18 protein-coding genes are annotated in these 15,016 nt (G+C 68.4%); 7 read left to right on the forward strand and 11 right to left on the reverse strand.

The genetic code is table 11. The features are described from left to right. The first annotated feature begins 65 nt into the window (after positions 1-65). Positions 66-488 carry a hypothetical protein gene (locus B2742_RS08700; RefSeq protein ID WP_292065167.1) on the forward strand — a complete coding sequence of 141 codons (423 nt, stop codon included), beginning with the start codon at positions 66-68 and terminating at the stop codon, positions 486-488. Between the two features lie 15 nt (positions 489-503). On the opposite strand, the gene radC is transcribed toward B2742_RS08700, so the two are convergent. From radC to map, 4 genes are all read right to left on the reverse strand, one after another. Beyond that, positions 504-1,232: a RadC family protein gene (radC, locus tag B2742_RS08705; protein ID WP_292065169.1), complete on the reverse strand. Its 729-nt coding sequence runs from the start codon at positions 1,230-1,232 to the stop codon at positions 504-506. Positions 1,233-1,234: 2 nt separating this feature from the next. Continuing rightward, positions 1,235-1,564 carry a transcriptional regulator gene (locus tag B2742_RS08710; RefSeq protein WP_292065171.1) on the reverse strand — a complete coding sequence of 110 codons (330 nt, stop codon included), beginning with the start codon at positions 1,562-1,564 and terminating at the stop codon, positions 1,235-1,237. After that, positions 1,551-1,862, reverse strand: coding sequence for a toxin-antitoxin system TumE family protein (locus tag B2742_RS08715; protein ID WP_292065174.1), 312 nt, complete (start codon positions 1,860-1,862; stop codon positions 1,551-1,553). Before B2742_RS08715 ends, B2742_RS08710 begins: the two co-directional genes overlap by 14 nt. 79 nt (positions 1,863-1,941) lie before the next feature. Then, positions 1,942-2,766 (reverse strand): type I methionyl aminopeptidase, encoded by an 825-nt coding sequence (gene map / locus B2742_RS08720; RefSeq protein WP_292065175.1) that lies wholly within the window; start codon positions 2,764-2,766, stop codon positions 1,942-1,944. Positions 2,767-2,878: 112 nt separating this feature from the next. Here map and B2742_RS08725 point away from each other — a divergent pair, with 112 nt between their 5' ends. Continuing rightward, on the forward strand, positions 2,879-3,631 hold the full coding sequence (locus B2742_RS08725; protein WP_292065179.1) for a competence/damage-inducible protein A: 753 nt from the start codon (positions 2,879-2,881) through the stop codon (positions 3,629-3,631). A gap of 22 nt (positions 3,632-3,653) precedes the next feature. Here the strand turns inward: B2742_RS08725 and B2742_RS08730 are convergent, their stop codons facing one another. The 5 genes from B2742_RS08730 to B2742_RS08750 form a co-directional block, all read right to left on the reverse strand. After that, positions 3,654-4,730, reverse strand: a complete 1,077-nt coding sequence (locus tag B2742_RS08730) for an endo-1,4-beta-xylanase (RefSeq protein WP_292065181.1) — start codon at positions 4,728-4,730, stop codon at positions 3,654-3,656. Further along, positions 4,727-4,957, reverse strand: coding sequence for a hypothetical protein (locus B2742_RS08735; RefSeq protein ID WP_292065182.1), 231 nt, complete (start codon positions 4,955-4,957; stop codon positions 4,727-4,729). Before B2742_RS08735 ends, B2742_RS08730 begins: the two co-directional genes overlap by 4 nt. Positions 4,958-4,963: 6 nt before the next feature. Then, positions 4,964-5,374 (reverse strand): flagellar export protein FliJ, encoded by a 411-nt coding sequence (locus tag B2742_RS08740; protein ID WP_292065184.1) that lies wholly within the window; start codon positions 5,372-5,374, stop codon positions 4,964-4,966. 13 nt (positions 5,375-5,387) lie between these two features. Continuing rightward, positions 5,388-6,728, reverse strand: a complete 1,341-nt coding sequence (gene fliI / locus B2742_RS08745) for a flagellar protein export ATPase FliI (protein ID WP_292065185.1) — start codon at positions 6,726-6,728, stop codon at positions 5,388-5,390. A 100-nt stretch (positions 6,729-6,828) separates the two neighbouring features. Continuing rightward, complete coding sequence (locus B2742_RS08750; RefSeq protein WP_292065187.1) at positions 6,829-9,153, reverse strand: hybrid sensor histidine kinase/response regulator; 2,325 nt, start codon at positions 9,151-9,153, stop codon at positions 6,829-6,831. Here B2742_RS08750 and B2742_RS08755 point away from each other — a divergent pair. The 5 genes from B2742_RS08755 (at position 9,152) to B2742_RS08775 (ending at position 13,436) form a co-directional block, all read left to right on the forward strand. After that, positions 9,152-9,295, forward strand: a complete 144-nt coding sequence (locus B2742_RS08755) for a hypothetical protein (RefSeq protein WP_292065188.1) — start codon at positions 9,152-9,154, stop codon at positions 9,293-9,295. The genes B2742_RS08750 and B2742_RS08755 overlap by 2 nt on opposite strands. Positions 9,296-9,519: 224 nt before the next feature. Next, complete coding sequence (gene cysK / locus B2742_RS08760; RefSeq protein WP_292065191.1) at positions 9,520-10,509, forward strand: cysteine synthase A; 990 nt, start codon at positions 9,520-9,522, stop codon at positions 10,507-10,509. A gap of 84 nt (positions 10,510-10,593) precedes the next feature. Then, entirely contained in the window at positions 10,594-11,574 is a 981-nt protein-coding gene (locus tag B2742_RS08765) for a copper chaperone PCu(A)C (protein WP_292065193.1), read from the forward strand. Positions 11,575-11,618: 44 nt separating this feature from the next. Beyond that, complete coding sequence (locus tag B2742_RS08770) at positions 11,619-12,836, forward strand: DUF2336 domain-containing protein (protein ID WP_292065195.1); 1,218 nt, start codon at positions 11,619-11,621, stop codon at positions 12,834-12,836. Positions 12,837-13,001: 165 nt separating this feature from the next. Continuing rightward, a complete protein-coding gene (locus B2742_RS08775) occupies positions 13,002-13,436 on the forward strand; it encodes a MucR family transcriptional regulator (protein WP_292065197.1) in 435 nt (144 codons plus the stop codon). A gap of 176 nt (positions 13,437-13,612) precedes the next feature. Here the strand turns inward: B2742_RS08775 and B2742_RS08780 are convergent, their stop codons facing one another. Together B2742_RS08780 and B2742_RS08785 are read right to left on the reverse strand one after the other, a co-directional pair. Continuing rightward, positions 13,613-14,662, reverse strand: coding sequence for a DUF2336 domain-containing protein (locus B2742_RS08780; RefSeq protein WP_292065201.1), 1,050 nt, complete (start codon positions 14,660-14,662; stop codon positions 13,613-13,615). 41 nt (positions 14,663-14,703) lie between these two features. Continuing rightward, the coding region (locus tag B2742_RS08785) for a hypothetical protein (RefSeq protein WP_292065199.1) at positions 14,704-15,016 on the reverse strand (313 nt) is incomplete at its 5' end.

Here is a 15,016-nt window from a genome sequence, read left to right on the forward strand (position 1 = left end):
CGAGCGTTTTCCCGTGCAGGGTCGGCGCTGCGCCGCGGACGAGCGGCGCGAGGGGATGATGGGCCATGGCCGCCAGTCGATTGCGTTCTGTCGTTTTCGCACTTGCGCTCGCGACGGCGCCAGCCATCGCCGCGTCACCGGCGGCCGCCGGCGGTGCAGCGGCCCCGGCGCCCGCTCAGGCCGGGTCCGCTTGCGGCCTTGCGAACCAGAGCCAGTACTGGCTGTGCAAGGCGCTGGAGGAGGGCAGCTGCGGGCTGACCTCGGTGTCCGAGGAATACTGGTTCTGCAAGGGGATCGTGGACCGGCAATGCGGGGTGATCGAAGGCGGCAACTACAATCTCTGCCTGGCGCTGGTCACGCCGAACTGCGACCTGGTCGCGGGCAACCGCTATCGGCTGTGCCGGGGGATCACTGAACAGGACTGCTCGCTGGCGCCCGAGTCGCTCGTCTGGATGTGCCTGGCGCTGCAGAACCGGTTCAGGACCTGACGTCGCGGGACGGGGTCACATCAGCCCCAGTTGCTTGAAACTGGCCACGCCGTCGCGGCCGACGATCAAGTGGTCGTGGACGCTGATGCCGAGGGCGCGGGCGGCCTCGATCACCTGACGCGTCATCTCGATGTCGGGCCGGGACGGGGTCGGGTCGCCGGAGGGGTGGTTGTGGACGATGATCATCGACTTGGCCGACAGCTCCAGCGCCCGGCGCACCACCTCGCGCGGATAGACCGGGGCGTGGTCGACCGTGCCGCGGTTCTGGATCTCGTCGAGGATCAGCTGGTTGCGGTTGTCGAGATACAGGACCCGGAATTGCTCGCGCGCCTCGTGTTGCAGGGACAGGCGGACATAGGCGACCAGGGCGGTCCAGGAGGAGATGACGGTGCGCTGGTTGGCCTCCTCCTTGATGACCCGGCGGGCGACTTCATGCAGGGCGGCGAGGTCGAGGGCGGTTTCGACGCCGACGCCTTTCGACCGGCCGCGCGCATCCTCGGCCTTGACCGTGGTCAGGTCCTCGACCGGGGCGGCCAGCACGGCGGCCAGCGAGCCGAACCGGGCCAGAAGGGCCTTGGCGATCGGCTTGACGTCGCCCTGCGGCTGGCTGCGGAACAGGAACAGCTCGAGCAATTCATAGTCGGGCAGATGATGGATGCCGGCGCCGCGGGCGCGGTCGCGCAGGCGCTCGCGGTGGCCCGTGTGGTGGGGCTTCGGCGCGGGCGACGGGGCGGCGGCGTCCATGGTCAGGCGGCGGCCCGACGGTTCGAAACCCTCAGCTCGAAATAGTCGTAGGGGAAGATGACCTTGCCGCTGTCGCCGCGCCTGACGATCCCGTTCTTGATCAGCCCGGTGATATCGCCGTGCACCGCCTTGACGTCGCGATCGACCTTTCGCGCCACCTCCCGGATGCTCATCTCGCCGGCTCCGGCCATGGCGGTCAGTATGTCCCAGCGTTTGCCGGTCAGGATGCGCCACAGCAGGTCGGAAGTGATGAAGCTGATCTCGGCGTAACCCTTCTCGACACCCTCGAAGGCGCTGTGGAAATCGGCGCGAACCTCGTCAATCGTCCTCACGCTGAACACGACCGTTCTGAACTCGCCACTCTCGTAGCGTTCGCCAGAAGTCGTCGTCGAGTCGGTTGAGGTCATGAAATTCATAGGGCGCCTCCGCGTCATTGATGTGGACATGGTCGCCTTTGCCCCGCTCGTTGTCGAAACGGACGACGCAAACCTCGTCGCAGACGAAGGCGAGGCTGTATTTGTAGAAATGGGTCGAGCCGACGACCGGGTCAGGCACCTCCCATATTCGAAGGTACGCCGTCTCATCCTCGCCGACGACGACCTCATCCTCACGGATCAGCCGCGCCTTCATGTTGGAGTATGCTCCAACATGGCGTGTGTTGTCAATTGGTCCAACAGCACCTCCCGCCTGTGCGGAAGGGCAACCTATCCTAGAATTTCGGCCGGAACAGCCCCGCGGGGCTGGCGCTGAACAGTTCGACGCCGTCGGCGGTGACGCCCACGGTGTGTTCGCACTGGGCCGAGAGGGACTTGTCGCGGGTCACGGCGGTCCAGCCGTCGGACAGGACCTTCACGTGCGGCTTGCCCAGGTTCACCATCGGCTCGACGGTGAAGAACATGCCTTCCTTGAGGGTCGCACCCTCGCCGCGGCGGCCGTAGTGCAGGACGTTGGGGCTGTCGTGGAACAGCCGGCCGATGCCGTGGCCGCAGAAGTCGCGCACCACCGACATGCGGTTGGCCTCGACGACCTGCTGGATAGCGTAGCCGATGTCGCCGAAGGTGTTGCCCGGCTTGATCATGGCCAGACCGGCCTCGAGCGAGTCATAGGTCACGTCGATCAGCTTGCGGGCGCGGGCGTTGACCTCGCCGACCGCATACATGCGGCTGGAGTCGCCGTGCCAGCCGTCGACGATGACGGTGTGGTCGATGTTGACGATGTCGCCGTCCTTGAGGACCTTGTCGCCCGGAATGCCGTGGCAGACGACGTGGTTGATCGAGGTGCAGACGGTCTTCTCATAGCCCTTGTAGCCGAGGCAGGCGGGCAGGGCGCCGTGGTCGAGGGTGAACTCGCGGATACGGTCGTCGATCTCGCCGGTGGTGACGCCCGGGACCGCATACGGCGTGATCATGTCGAGCGCCTCGGCGACCAGACGCCCGGCCGCGCGCATGCCCTCCCAGGCCTCGTCGCCTTCGTAGACGCGGATCTCGTGGGTGCGGACGAAGGCGTCGCTGTCCAGTTCGGGGGTCTCGTACATCAGGCTCGGCTTTCGCGCGGGGAGGCGCAGGCTGCGGTTCAGATGGCGATCATAGCACAGATGCTCAAGCCCATGCGATGACCGGGCGGGAGAGACAGTCTAGCGTACAGGCATGACCGAATCCTCCCCCACCGCCGCCGTCCTCATCATCGGCGACGAGGTGCTGTCCGGACGCACCCAGGACACCAATCTGAACACCATCGCGAGGTTCCTCGCGGCGCTGGGCATCGACTTGCTGGAAGCCCGCACGATCGGGGACCGCAAGGCGCAGATCGTCGACAGCCTGAACGCCCTGCGCGCCGGCCATGACTATGTCTTCACCACCGGGGGCATCGGGCCGACGCATGACGACATCACCGCCGACGCTGTGGCGACGGCCTTCGGCGTGGACCTGCCGGAGCATCCCGAGGCGATGGCCATTCTGGCGCGGCGCTATGGCGACGACTTCAATACGGCGCGGCGGCGGATGGCGCGCATCCCGCAGGGCGGGACGCTGATCGCCAATCCGGTGACCGACGCGCCGGGCTTCCAGATCGGCAATGTCTTCGTCATGGCGGGGGTGCCGAAGATCATGACGGCCATGCTGGAGGATGTGGCCCCGCGGCTGCGCACCGGGGCGGTGGTGCATGCGCGGACGGTCCGGGTCACCGGTGTGGGCGAGGGGGATGTCGCCGATATTCTGACCGCCGCGGCGCGGGCGGAGCGGGAGATCAGCTTCGGCAGCTATCCGTTCGGCCATGGGTCGCTCGGGGAGATGGGGACCCATCTGGTGGTGCGGGGACGGGATGCGGCGAAGGTGGAGGCGGCGGTCGAGGGACTGCTGGTGGACCTGGCGGCGGCGGGGATCGAGGCGGCTCTGATCTGATCCTTCCCCCGTTGGGAGAGGGTCAGCCTCTGAACGCTTCCGCTACCGCCTGGAACGCCGGATTGGCGCGGCCCTGGGCGTCGAGCAGCAGGGCGCTTTCGTCGGGGCGGTTCTTGCCTTCGGCGCGGACCAGCCAGCTGTCGGGATCGCGCAGGCCCCAGGTGGTGAAGGCGAAACGCTGGCGCGCAGGCAGGGCCATGAAGGCCTCGGCCAGTTCGCCGACGCGGGCGACCTGCTGGGCGCGCCTTTCGATCGTCGAGCGCAGGTCGGGCATCCGGCCGCCGTCGCGCTGCATGGGGAAGTCGAGTTCCGAGACGTGGATCGGCAGGCCGAGCGAACCGGCGTCGCGGAAGAAGTCGCGGATCTGGCCGGCGGGGATCTCGATGTCGAGGTGCGACTGGGTCCCGATGCCGCCGATGGGGGCGCCGAGCTTGAGCAGGCGTTCGACCAGCTTGAGGAAGGTCGCGCCCTTCCGCGGATTGTTCTCGAGATTGTAGTCGTTGAGGAACAGCACGGCCTCCGGGTCGGCGGCGCGGGCCTGTTCGAAGGCGCGGACGATATAGGCCTCGGACCCCAGCTTTCGCGCATAGACGCAGTCGCGCAGGCCGTCGCCGTCCTCGGCCACGGCTTCATTGACCACGTCCCAACCGACCATGCGGCCGCGGTAGCGCGCGGCGACGGTCGAGACATAGCGGTCGAACTCGGCGGCGAAGCGGGCGGCGGGCAGGGCGTCGGTGAAGACGTCCAGCCCCTGGGAGTACCAGACGAGGGTGTGGCCGAAGACGCGCAGGCCCTGTTCACGGCCCCAGTCGACCATCCGGTCCGAGGCGGAGAAGTCATAGGCGAAGCCGGGCCGCAGGATGCGCTCGGGCTTGAGCTCCCATTCGGGGGTGATCTGGTCGACGTGCCGGCGCATGGCCGCGACCCAGACCGGGTCATCGAGCTGGCCGGTCATGCCGGTGGCGCCGACGGGGAAGTCGGCGAGGGATTTGAGCGGCGGGGCGAGGGGCGCTTCGGGCGTCCGGGCCGAGGCGAAGCGGTCGCAGGCGGCCAGGGCGAGGGGTGCGGCGAGGAGCAGGCGGCGGCTTGGATGGGTCATTTCCGGCCGGGTCCCTTGAGATGCGATCTGAGCAGGGCCAGCACGAACGCCGCGACGGCCGAGCCCAAGGACACTGCGAGGACCGTCAGGACCACAGCGACCGGCTCGCCGGTCATGGCCGCTGCGATCGTCATCAGGCAGGCTGCGACGGCGAGGAAGGCCGTCACGACGAGCGGGAATTTCAGACCCCACGCTGCCCGCCGGAAGAGGCGAGAGCGCTCGGTCATCGGTTCCTAGCCCGCACGGCGCCTCAGGCCCAGTTCGTCGAAGGCGGCGGTCTCGCGCTTGCCGGCGGCGATCATGGCGTTGAGGCGGGTCATTTCGGCGACGTGCTCGAACTTCTTCAGTTCCTCGAAGGCGCCGGTCAGGGCGTCGCGGGCCCCTTCTTCCTCGGCGTCGATGACCACGACGTCGGCCTCGGCCGCGCCCTTGCGCAGCTTCCAGCCGCTCAGATAGGCCTGCAGCATCATGGCGGCGTCGGCGTCGTCGCGGGCGCGGTCCTGCTCGATCTCGGCCTCGGCCTCGAGCACGGCGATCCGCATTTCGGCGGAGGCGCGGCGGGCCGTGGTCTCGGCCAGACGCTTCTGCAGCGTCTCGACCTCGTAGTTGGAGATGCGGATCAGCGATTGGGCCCAGGCGGTCATATGCGTACTCCGGTCACTGGATCATTCCCTGATTCAGGATTGCTTCCAGTCGGGTAAAGGAATCGGAAAGAGGCGTGTGATCGTCCCTGTCCTGGCCGAGGAACGCCTCCAGCGCGGGGTTCAGGGCGATGGCGCGGTCGACGATGGGATCGGCGCCGGTGCGATAGGCGCCGATGCGGATCAGCTCTTCCATATTGCCATAGGCGGACAGGCACTGGCGGGCGCGCTTGTTCAGTTCGCGCTCGGGCGGCGTCTGGCAGGCGGGCAGGGTGCGGCTGACGGATTTCAGCACGTCGATGGCCGGGAAGCGGCCGCGTTCGGCGATCTTGCGGTCCATGACGATATGGCCGTCGAGGATGCCTCGCACGGCGTCGGCGATCGGCTCGTCATGGTCGCCGCCGTCCACCAGCACGGTGAACAGGGCGGTGATCGGGCCGGCGGTGGTGCCGTCGGGGCGGACCGGGCCGGGACCGGCGCGCTCCAGCAGTTTGGGCAGTTCGGTGAAGACGGTCGGGGTGTAGCCCTTGGTGGTCGGCGGCTCGCCGGCGGCGAGGCCGATCTCGCGCTGGGCCATGGCGAAGCGGGTGACCGAGTCCATCAGGCACAGGACCTCGAGGTCCTGGTCGCGCAGATATTCGCTGATCGCCATGGTCATATAGGCGGCCTGGCGGCGCTTCAGGGCCGGTTCGTCAGAGGTGGCGACGACGACGATGGCGCGGCGCAGGCCTTCCTCGCCGAGGGTCTCCTCGATGAATTCGCGCACCTCCCGGCCCCGTTCGCCGATCAGGCCGACGACGACCACGTCGCAGGTGGCCTGACGCGCCAGCATGGAGAGCAGCACCGACTTGCCGACGCCGGAGCCGGCGAAGATGCCGAGGCGCTGCCCGCGGCAGGTGGTGGTGAAGACGTCCATGGCTCGGACGCCCAGATCCAGCCGCTCGCCGACCCGACCGCGCGAATGAGCCGGGGGCGGGGGCGCGCGCAGGGGATAGGCGGCGGGGCCGATGGGCAGCGGGCCCTTGCCGTCGATCGGCTGGCCGAAGGCGTCGATGATCCGGCCCAGCCAGCCTGTGGTGGGGCGGACGCTGGCGGCCGAGGAGACGATGCGGATGTCGGCCCCGGGGGCCACGCCCTCGACCGGACCGAACGGCATCAGCAGGGCCTTGGCGTCGCGGAAGCCGACGACCTCGGCGGGGAGTGGGGACAGATGGCGGCGTTCGATCTCGGCCCGGGCGCCGACGGCGAGGCGCGACAGGCCGCCCTTGGACTCGATCAACAGCCCGTTCACGCCGGCGACCTTGCCGGTCACGACCAGCGGATCGATCGCTTCAACGGCGGCGGCGAGATTGCGCAAGCGGAGGACCCCGGATACCAGCCGCGTCGGGTCGAAAAGGCGGCGCCTTTGCGGTCGCGGTCGCTGAAACAGCAGCCGTTAACGAATGGCGCTCACGTGGTTAATGCGGCGTAAATTCCGGGGCCGGTCGCGCTTCAAGCATCTTGCGGATTCTGTCGCCGAGGTCGGCCAGGACGAAGGGCTTGGTCAGGATCTCCATACCGTTATCCAGATGGCCGTTTCCGACGAGGGCGTTTTCGGCGTAGCCGGTGACGAACAGCACTTTCAGGCCGGGCCGCGACTCGCGCGCGGCGTCGGCGACCTGACGGCCGTTCAGGCCACCCGGCAGACCCACGTCCGTGATCAGAAGGTCGATGACGGCGTCAGACCGCAGGATGGCAAGGCCCCCGGGTCCATCCTCGGCCTCCAGCGCGCGATAGCCACTGTCGGTGAGCATTTCGACCACCAGCATGCGGATCGCCGGCTCGTCATCGATGACCAGCACGGTCTCGCCATGGCCGGCCTGGTTGTCTCGCGGCGCGGCGGGTTCGTCGGGCGTATCGAGCGGGCCGGCATGGCGCGGCAGGTAAAGGCACATTCTGGTGCCTTCGCCGACGACGGATTTGATCCTGACCTGTCCGCCGGACTGCCGGACGAAGCCGTGGATCATCGACAGGCCCAGCCCCGTCCCCTGGCCCATCGGCTTGGTGGTGAAGAAGGGGTCGAACGCCTTTTCGATGATCTCGGGCGTCATGCCCGTGCCGGTGTCGCCGACGCACAGGTAGACATATTCGCCGGCCGTCAGGTCGCGCTCCGTCGCCGCGGTTCCGTCCAGAACCTTGTTGGCCGTCTCGATGGTCAGCCGCCCGCCGTTCGGCGCCATGGCGTCGCGGGCGTTGATGGACAGGTTGAGCAGGGCGTTCTCAAGCTGCGAGACGTCGATCTTCGTCGACCACAGCTCGGCCTCGGGACGGAATTCGACCTCGATGGTGGGGCCGACCGTGCGGCGGATCAGATCTTCCATGTCAGCGACGAGGCGATTCACGTCGACCGCGCGGGGGTCGAGAGTCTGGCGACGCGAGAAAGCCAGCAGGCGCTGGGTCAGGGTCGCGGCGCGATCGGCCGAAGCCTGTGCCGCGGTGATGTAACGCGCGATGCCTGTCAGCCGGCCCTCGTCGAGTCGCTTCTCGAGCAGCTCAAGACTGCCGCTGATCCCGGCCAGAAGATTGTTGAAGTCATGAGCGATGCCGCCGGTCAGCTGACCCACCGCCTCCATCTTTTGCGACTGGCGCAGGGCCTCCTGCGCCTGCGCCAGCAGTTGCTCGCGCACCTTGTCCTCGCTCAGGTCGCGGCCGACGGCGATGAAGTGAATGCCGTCCGGTTCCGGTGCGACGGTCCAGCCGATTGAGGTCCAGCGGCCGTCCTTCGACAGGATGCGGTTCTCGAACCGGGTGGGCTGGCGGGTTTCGCCCATTTCCACCAGGGCGGCGGTCGTCGCCGCAATGTTCTCGGGGTTGATGATGTCGGCATAGGGATTGGTCAGCAGTTCATGCTCGGACCAGCCCAGCACCTTGGTCCAGGCCGGATTCACGGCTAGCAGGCCCCCGGCGTAGTCAGCGCGGGCGAGCATATCCTGCGACAGAGTCCAGAGCCGGTCGCGCTCGGCCTTGCTGCCCGCAAGCAGATCCGCCAGCTGCGCGTTCAGCCTCGCCATTTCCACGCCTTGCCGGCGGATGTCGTCGATGTCGATATTCGCGCCGACCCAGCGGATGATGGCCCCGGAATCGTCGCGAACCGCCTCCGCCCGGACCACAAACCAGCGCCATTCGCCGTCACCGCGGCGGATGCGAAACTCCATATGATAGGTCTGGCCGCTCGCCAGCGACCGGGCCCAGGTTTCGCCGGCGGTCGGCAGGTCGTCGGGATGAACGACATCGCCCCAGCCGGCCGGGCCGTCGAGCGCGCCTTCGGCCAGCCCGGTGTAGGCGTAGACCTGTTCGTTGAACCAGTAGAGATGGCCGTCCGGCCGGCTGGCCCAGACATGGTTGGGCACGGCCTGGGCGAAAGCGCGGAACTGATCCTCGCTCTCCCGAAGCGCCGTCTCCGCCATAACGGCGTCAGTCGTCTCCGTGCAGGCGCAGAACATGCCGGCGACGGTCCCGCTCTCGTCGCGTACGGGGGAGTATGAGAAGGTGAACCAGGCCTGTTCGTCATAGCCCTTGCGTTTCATGACGAGCGGCAGGTTCTCGAAATAGGTCGCGTGGCCGGCCATGGCGGCCTCGACCATCGGAAGAATGTCCGGCCAGATTTCGGGCCAGACGTCCTCGAACCGCCGACCCAAGGCGTCCGGGTGCTTGGCGCCCAGGATGCAGGCATAGGCGTCGTTGTAGAGGAACCCAAGCTCCGGACCCCACGCCGTGAACATCGGGAACCCGGAATCGAGCATGAGTTCCGCCACCGTTCGCAACGACGCGGGCCAGGTCTCGGGGGGGCCAAGCGGCGACCGGGACCAGTCGTGGGCGCGCATCCTGTCAGACATCGGACCGCGAGACTTCAGCACGATCGACTCCCTGCGCACCGAAGCGTAGCCGGCCCGTCAACCGCCGGTGTCGCGACGCGGTCCTTCAACGGCAAGCTCCTCATCGGCGGGCCGAGACTCCGATACGTCCGGGGCAGAAGGCTTTATAAGCCCTGCTCCGTCAAGCGTCGCCGGTCGCCCGGCCGTTGCGTCCGGTCGAGGCCGCTCCTAGATCGGGTCGACCCGGTGCGCCGCCTGACGCACGTTCCGCCGTTCCCGCTGCTGGAGTCCGCCATGCCCGACGCCGCCCCGACCCCCTACGACGCCGCCCGCCACCTCAAAACCGGACGCGGCAAGGTCTACGCCTCCATCCTCGACACCATCGGCGATACCCCGCTGGTGGGCCTGCCGCGGCTGTCGGCCGAGTATCAGCCGAAGGCGACGGTGCTGGCCAAGCTGGAGTTCTTCAACCCGATGGCCTCGGTCAAGGACCGGATCGGGGTGTCGATGATCGAGGCGCTGGAGCAGGCGGGGCATATCGGGCCCGACACCGTCCTGATCGAACCGACCAGCGGCAACACCGGCATCGCCCTGGCCTTCGTGGCGGCGGCCAAGGGCTATCGGCTGATCCTGGTCATGCCCGAGAGCATGTCGCTGGAGCGGCGCAAGATGCTGGCCCTGCTGGGGGCCGAACTGGTGCTGACCCCGGCCGAGAAGGGGATGAAGGGGGCCATCGCCATGGCCATGGAGCTGAAGGAGCGGACGCCCGGCGCGGTCATTCCGGCCCAGTTCGACAATCCCGCCAACCCCGCCATTCACCGCGTCTCGACCGCCGAGGAGATCTGGAACGACACGGCGGGCGCGGTCGATATCGTCGTCTCGGGCGTCGGCACGGGCGGGACCATCACCGGCGTCGGCCAGGTGCTGAAGGCGCGCAAGCCTTCGCTGCGGATGATCGCGGTCGAGCCGACGGCCTCGCCGGTGCTGTCCGGCGGGGAGCCGGGGCCGCACAAGATCCAGGGCATCGGGGCCGGCTTCATTCCCTCGATCGTCGACCGCTCGGTCATCGACGGGGTCGAACAGGTGTCGAACGAGGACGCCTTCGACATGTCCCGCAAGGCGGCGCGCGTGGAGGGGATTCCGGTCGGCATCTCGTCGGGCGCCGCCCTGGTCGCGGCCTTCCGTCAGGCGGGGCTGGAGGAGAATGCGGGCAAGACCATCGTGGTGATCATCCCGAGCTTCGCCGAACGCTATCTGTCGACGGCCCTGTTCGAAGGGTTGTGATCGCCGGCTGAACGCGGTTTCAATGCACCGTCGGGCCGCGTGACGGGGGTGGCCCGAGGCCGTCTGAGGGGGAGGATCCGCGCCATGAGACACCGACTGATCGCCGCGGTCGCCCTGTCGCTGCTGTTCGCGGCGCCCGGCCTGTCCGCTGTCGCCCAGGTCGCCGAACTGCCGGCGCCGGGCGTCGGGCGCGCGGCCTATGCCCCGTTCGAGCATCTGGTCGGAAAGACCTGGCGGGGCGTGGGCACCGGACCGGCGGCCGCCGAGGATATCCAGCGCTGGGACTGGGCCGTGGGCGGACATGCGGTGCGCGTCGTGCATTCCGTCGGCGGCGGCGCCTATGCGGGCGAGACCCTGATCTTCCGCGACAAGGACAGCGGGGCCTACATCTTCCACTATTTCACCTCCGGGGGCTTCCACACCACCGGCGTCATGCGGCCGACGGGACCCGGGGCCTTCGAGGCCGAGGAGACGGTGCACGGCCTGGACGGCTTTCCGCCCATCCGCTCCACCATGGTGATGGGCGCGGACGGGGTGCATCGCACGCGCGGGTACCAGCTGGAGAACGGGGTCTGGGTCGAAAAGGGCGGCTTTGATTATCGCGAGGACGCATCAGCCGTACCGGTCATGCCGGCGCTGGCTCCGGTTGCGCGGGAGGCCGCCGTGGCGGTCGGGCCGCTGGACCTGACGCGGCGGATCGTGGCGACCTCGGGGACGGCGGGCGAGGACTCGGCCGGCTATGCGCGCATCGGCAACGGTTCGGCCGTGGCGGATGAGCTGTTCAGCGTCAGCTGCGCCTGCGCCGTTCGGGTCGAGTTCCATCGCATCAACCGGGGTCCTGACGGCGTCAGCATGGACGCCGATCCGATCTGGGCCGTGCCCGCTGAGGGCGCGCTCGAGGTGCGGCCGGGCAGCGACCTGCATTTCATGCTGATCAATTTCGATCCGGCGAAGGCGGTGGCCGGGCGGGTGGAATTGACCCTGACCTTTCGCGACGCCGGGACGGTTCGGGCGGATTTTGCCCTGACGGACAACAGCCGGAACGCCTGGACGGCCTTCGACTGACCGTCACAGCCGGTTAACCGGCGCGGCGCTAGGATTCGCGGGACATGTCCGAGCTCGCGACCAGCCCTGAGGAGGCCGCCCCGGAAGGCGGCTTCCGCGCGCGCCATGCGCTGCTGAAGCGTCTGGCCGATGTCGTGTCGCTGCCCGCCAGCCGGATCAACGCCTTCGAGCGCGCCGTGACCGGAGACCTGTTGGTCGAGATGCTGCGGCTGGCGTCGCCCGAGGACCGCCGCCGGGTGGCCGCGCGCCTGGCGCCGCTGGCCGAATTGCCCAACGCCCTGGCCCGGATGCTGTTGCGCGACGAACCGGAGATCGCCGGCCTGCTGATTGAACAGTGCGCCTCGCTGTCGGACGCCGATCTGGTGGCGTGCGCGCGGGACGCCACCACCGAGCACCGCTTCCTGATGGCCAGCCGACGCGGCCTGTCGGAAGTGGTCACCGAAACCCTGATGAGCTTCGGCGAGACCCATGTCATCGAGGCGGTGCTGCGCAACGGTACGGCGCGGCTGAGCCAGACCGCGATCGAAGGCATCGTCAGCCTCAGCCGGCAGGAGCCGCAGCTGTGCGGCCCGGTGCTGAAACGGCCGGAACTGCGCCCGTCGGGGGCCTATGTGATGTTCTGGTGGTGCGGACCCGAAGATCGCCGGACCATCCTGCAGCGGTTCGCCGTGTCGCGGGAAGTCATGCAGGAGGTTTCCGAAGACGTCTTCGCCATGGCCGCGGCCGAGAACTGGCAGGACCCGGTATCGCGCAAGGCGCTGCAGTTCATCGAGCGGCGTCAGAGAAATCGCGCGGCCATCGACAAGAGCCCCTACGGCGGGCTGGAACAGGCGGTGGCGGCGGCGGCCGAGCGCGGCCTGAACCGCGAGGTGGCGACCGAGATCGCCTATCTGTCGGGGGTCAAGCCGGTCACCGGCGCCAAGATCCTGGGCGATCCGGGCGGTGAGCCCCTGGCCATCCTGTGCAAGGCGACGGGTCTGGGCAAGGGCGACCTGACCAACCTGTGGCGTTCGATGCGCCGGCCCGAGACAGCGGCTGACGGCTCGGTCCATCCCGCCTGGGAGCGGGTGCAGATCACCTATGACATGCTGGCGGTCGACCGGGCGCAGACCGTGCTGCGCTACTGGAACTGGTCCCTGTCCTCGGCCCTGACGCCGGCGCTGCTCAGAGCCATTCGCGATGGCGAGGAAGATGGTCTGGACAACTACTCGGCCCCGGAACGCGCGGCCATGCTTGCGCTGGCCGAGAATTTCGGCCGTTAGGACACGAACACGGTTCGGCCAGTCTGTTTATAGTGATCTTTGCAGCACTTCCCGCTCGCCGCCCTGAGCATGGAACCCGATGTTGCTTTCGTCCGGGAACAAATCTATTGAACTCGCCAACGGCTGATTCAGTCGAATATAAATCGCACAAGGTGAGGCCGCCCCATGGAAGATAACGCCCAAATCCTCGAAATGACGGCGGATATCGTGTCGGCCTATGTCGGCAATAACAACGTGCAGGCGGCGGAAGTCCCGGGCCTGATTTCCAGCATCCACGCCGCCCTGACGCAGGTCTCGAGCGGCGCTGTCGAGCCGGAGCCCGAAGTCAAGGAGCCGGCCGTGCCGGTGCGCAAGTCGATCACCCCCGACTTCCTGATCTGCCTGGAAGACGGCCGCAAATTCAAATCCTTGAAGCGCCACCTGCGCACCAAATACAACATGAGCCCCGAGGAATACCGGGCGAAATGGGGTCTGGCGAAAGACTATCCGATGGTCGCGCCGAACTACGCCAAGGCGCGTTCTGATCTGGCCAAGCAAATGGGTCTCGGCCAGGGCGGCCGCAAACCCGCCCGCGCCGCCGCGAGCCGCGCCAAGAAGTAAATCGGGCCTTCGGTCCGAAAGCAGCGCCCGCCTCCAGCGATGGGGGCGGGCGTTTTGCTGTTCGGTGCTGGAAGAGTGGCTAGTGGTTAGTGACCAGTGGCTGGCCACCGGCGGCGCGACCGAATGGCCGGCGCCGCCCTTCCGCTGCAAATGAAGCTGCAGTCGCTCGCCACTGGCTAGGCCGCAGCCGCCCCCCGGCGCATGCGCCAGAAGCGCAGGGTCCGGAGCGCCGCTTCGCGGGTCAGTTCGGCGTACATCCGGGCGTAGGAGTGCGCCTTGGCCATGGCGTCGCCGTCGTCGTTCAGCAGCACCACCGCATAGGTCAGGAACAGGGCGCGATCGAGATCGGCCGATTTGCAGACCACCGCGAGGGCGTCCAGCTCGCGGCGATCGACGATCTGGCGCGCAGTGTGGAAGTCGATGTCCGACAGCTGGGCCAGGGCGATCAGGAAGGACGTCGTCCCGCCCGAGCGCAGGAACCGCGCGAGCATCTGCGGCGTCAACTGACCGGCGGCCTTCAGTTCCTCGACATAGGCCGAGCACTCGGCGTAGTCGGCCGGCAGGGCGCCGTCGTCGGTGGCGATGCGGGCGCGTCCGGCGGCGAGGGCGCTTTCCAGCAGGGCCGGGTCCATGCGCGCGTTCTGTTCGAGGATCCGCGTCCGCAGCCGCGCCTCGACGACGAAATACATCTCGTTGAGCAGGTCGGCCGGCAGGCTGGCGCGGGACACCGTGACCTCATGCAGCGCCGGATTGACCCGCGCCCGCTCAACCGCCGCCTCGGACGACTTGCGCGACAGCCGGGCGCCGTCGTTGCGGAGCAGGGCGCCCAGGGTCTCGTCGTCGCCGCGTTCGACGATGAGCTCGGACACGGCTTCGGAGACCGAAGGGCGAGCCGAGACGGCGCGCAGGTGGTCCTGGCCATGCGCGCGCACCACGCCCAGCAGGTCTTCGTCGCTCAATACCGGCGAGGTGGCGAGGACGGCGCCGGCGACGGCGGCCTCGTCATGGGCGAGGCGACGGATCAGGGCATGGGGCGCATCGGGCGCATGGGCGAACCGGGCCGACAGCTCGGCCCGGACGGCGGTCTCCATCTCGGCCGCCAGACTGGTCAGGACGGCGCCGTACAGCGTGTCCTCGGTGGCGGTGCGGGCGGAGGAGCCGAAGAAATGCTCGGTCAGTTCACGCAGCAGGGCGCGACGCTTCTCGCTGGAGCCTTCCTCGGCCATGGCGATCAGTTCGGGGAGTCGGGACTGTATCGACGCTTCGGTCACTGATGGTCCCCGTCCGAGGCCGCGGGGGCCTGACGCAGCCGGCCCTGGCTGTCGCGGATCAGCGTCGGGCCCTGCTCGGGCGCGGCAAGATCCTGCGAGGCGATGGTGTCGGGCATGGTCAGGGCGAGGGCGTCGACATAGGTCGGCGCGGGCATCTCCAGCGCGTCGGGTTGCCGGCCGTTCTGGCGGTGGACCGAATAGTATCGGCCGCCCTGCTGGGGCGGGGGTTCGCCGCTGTTCGCCACGTCCGCGACGCGGCGGGGCGCCGGCGCGGCTGCGGCGGCCGCTGACGCGGGCGGGACGGCGGGG

Origin of the sequence: Brevundimonas sp. UBA7664, assembly GCF_002483305.1 — a bacterium.
Lineage (GTDB): Bacteria > Pseudomonadota > Alphaproteobacteria > Caulobacterales > Caulobacteraceae > Brevundimonas.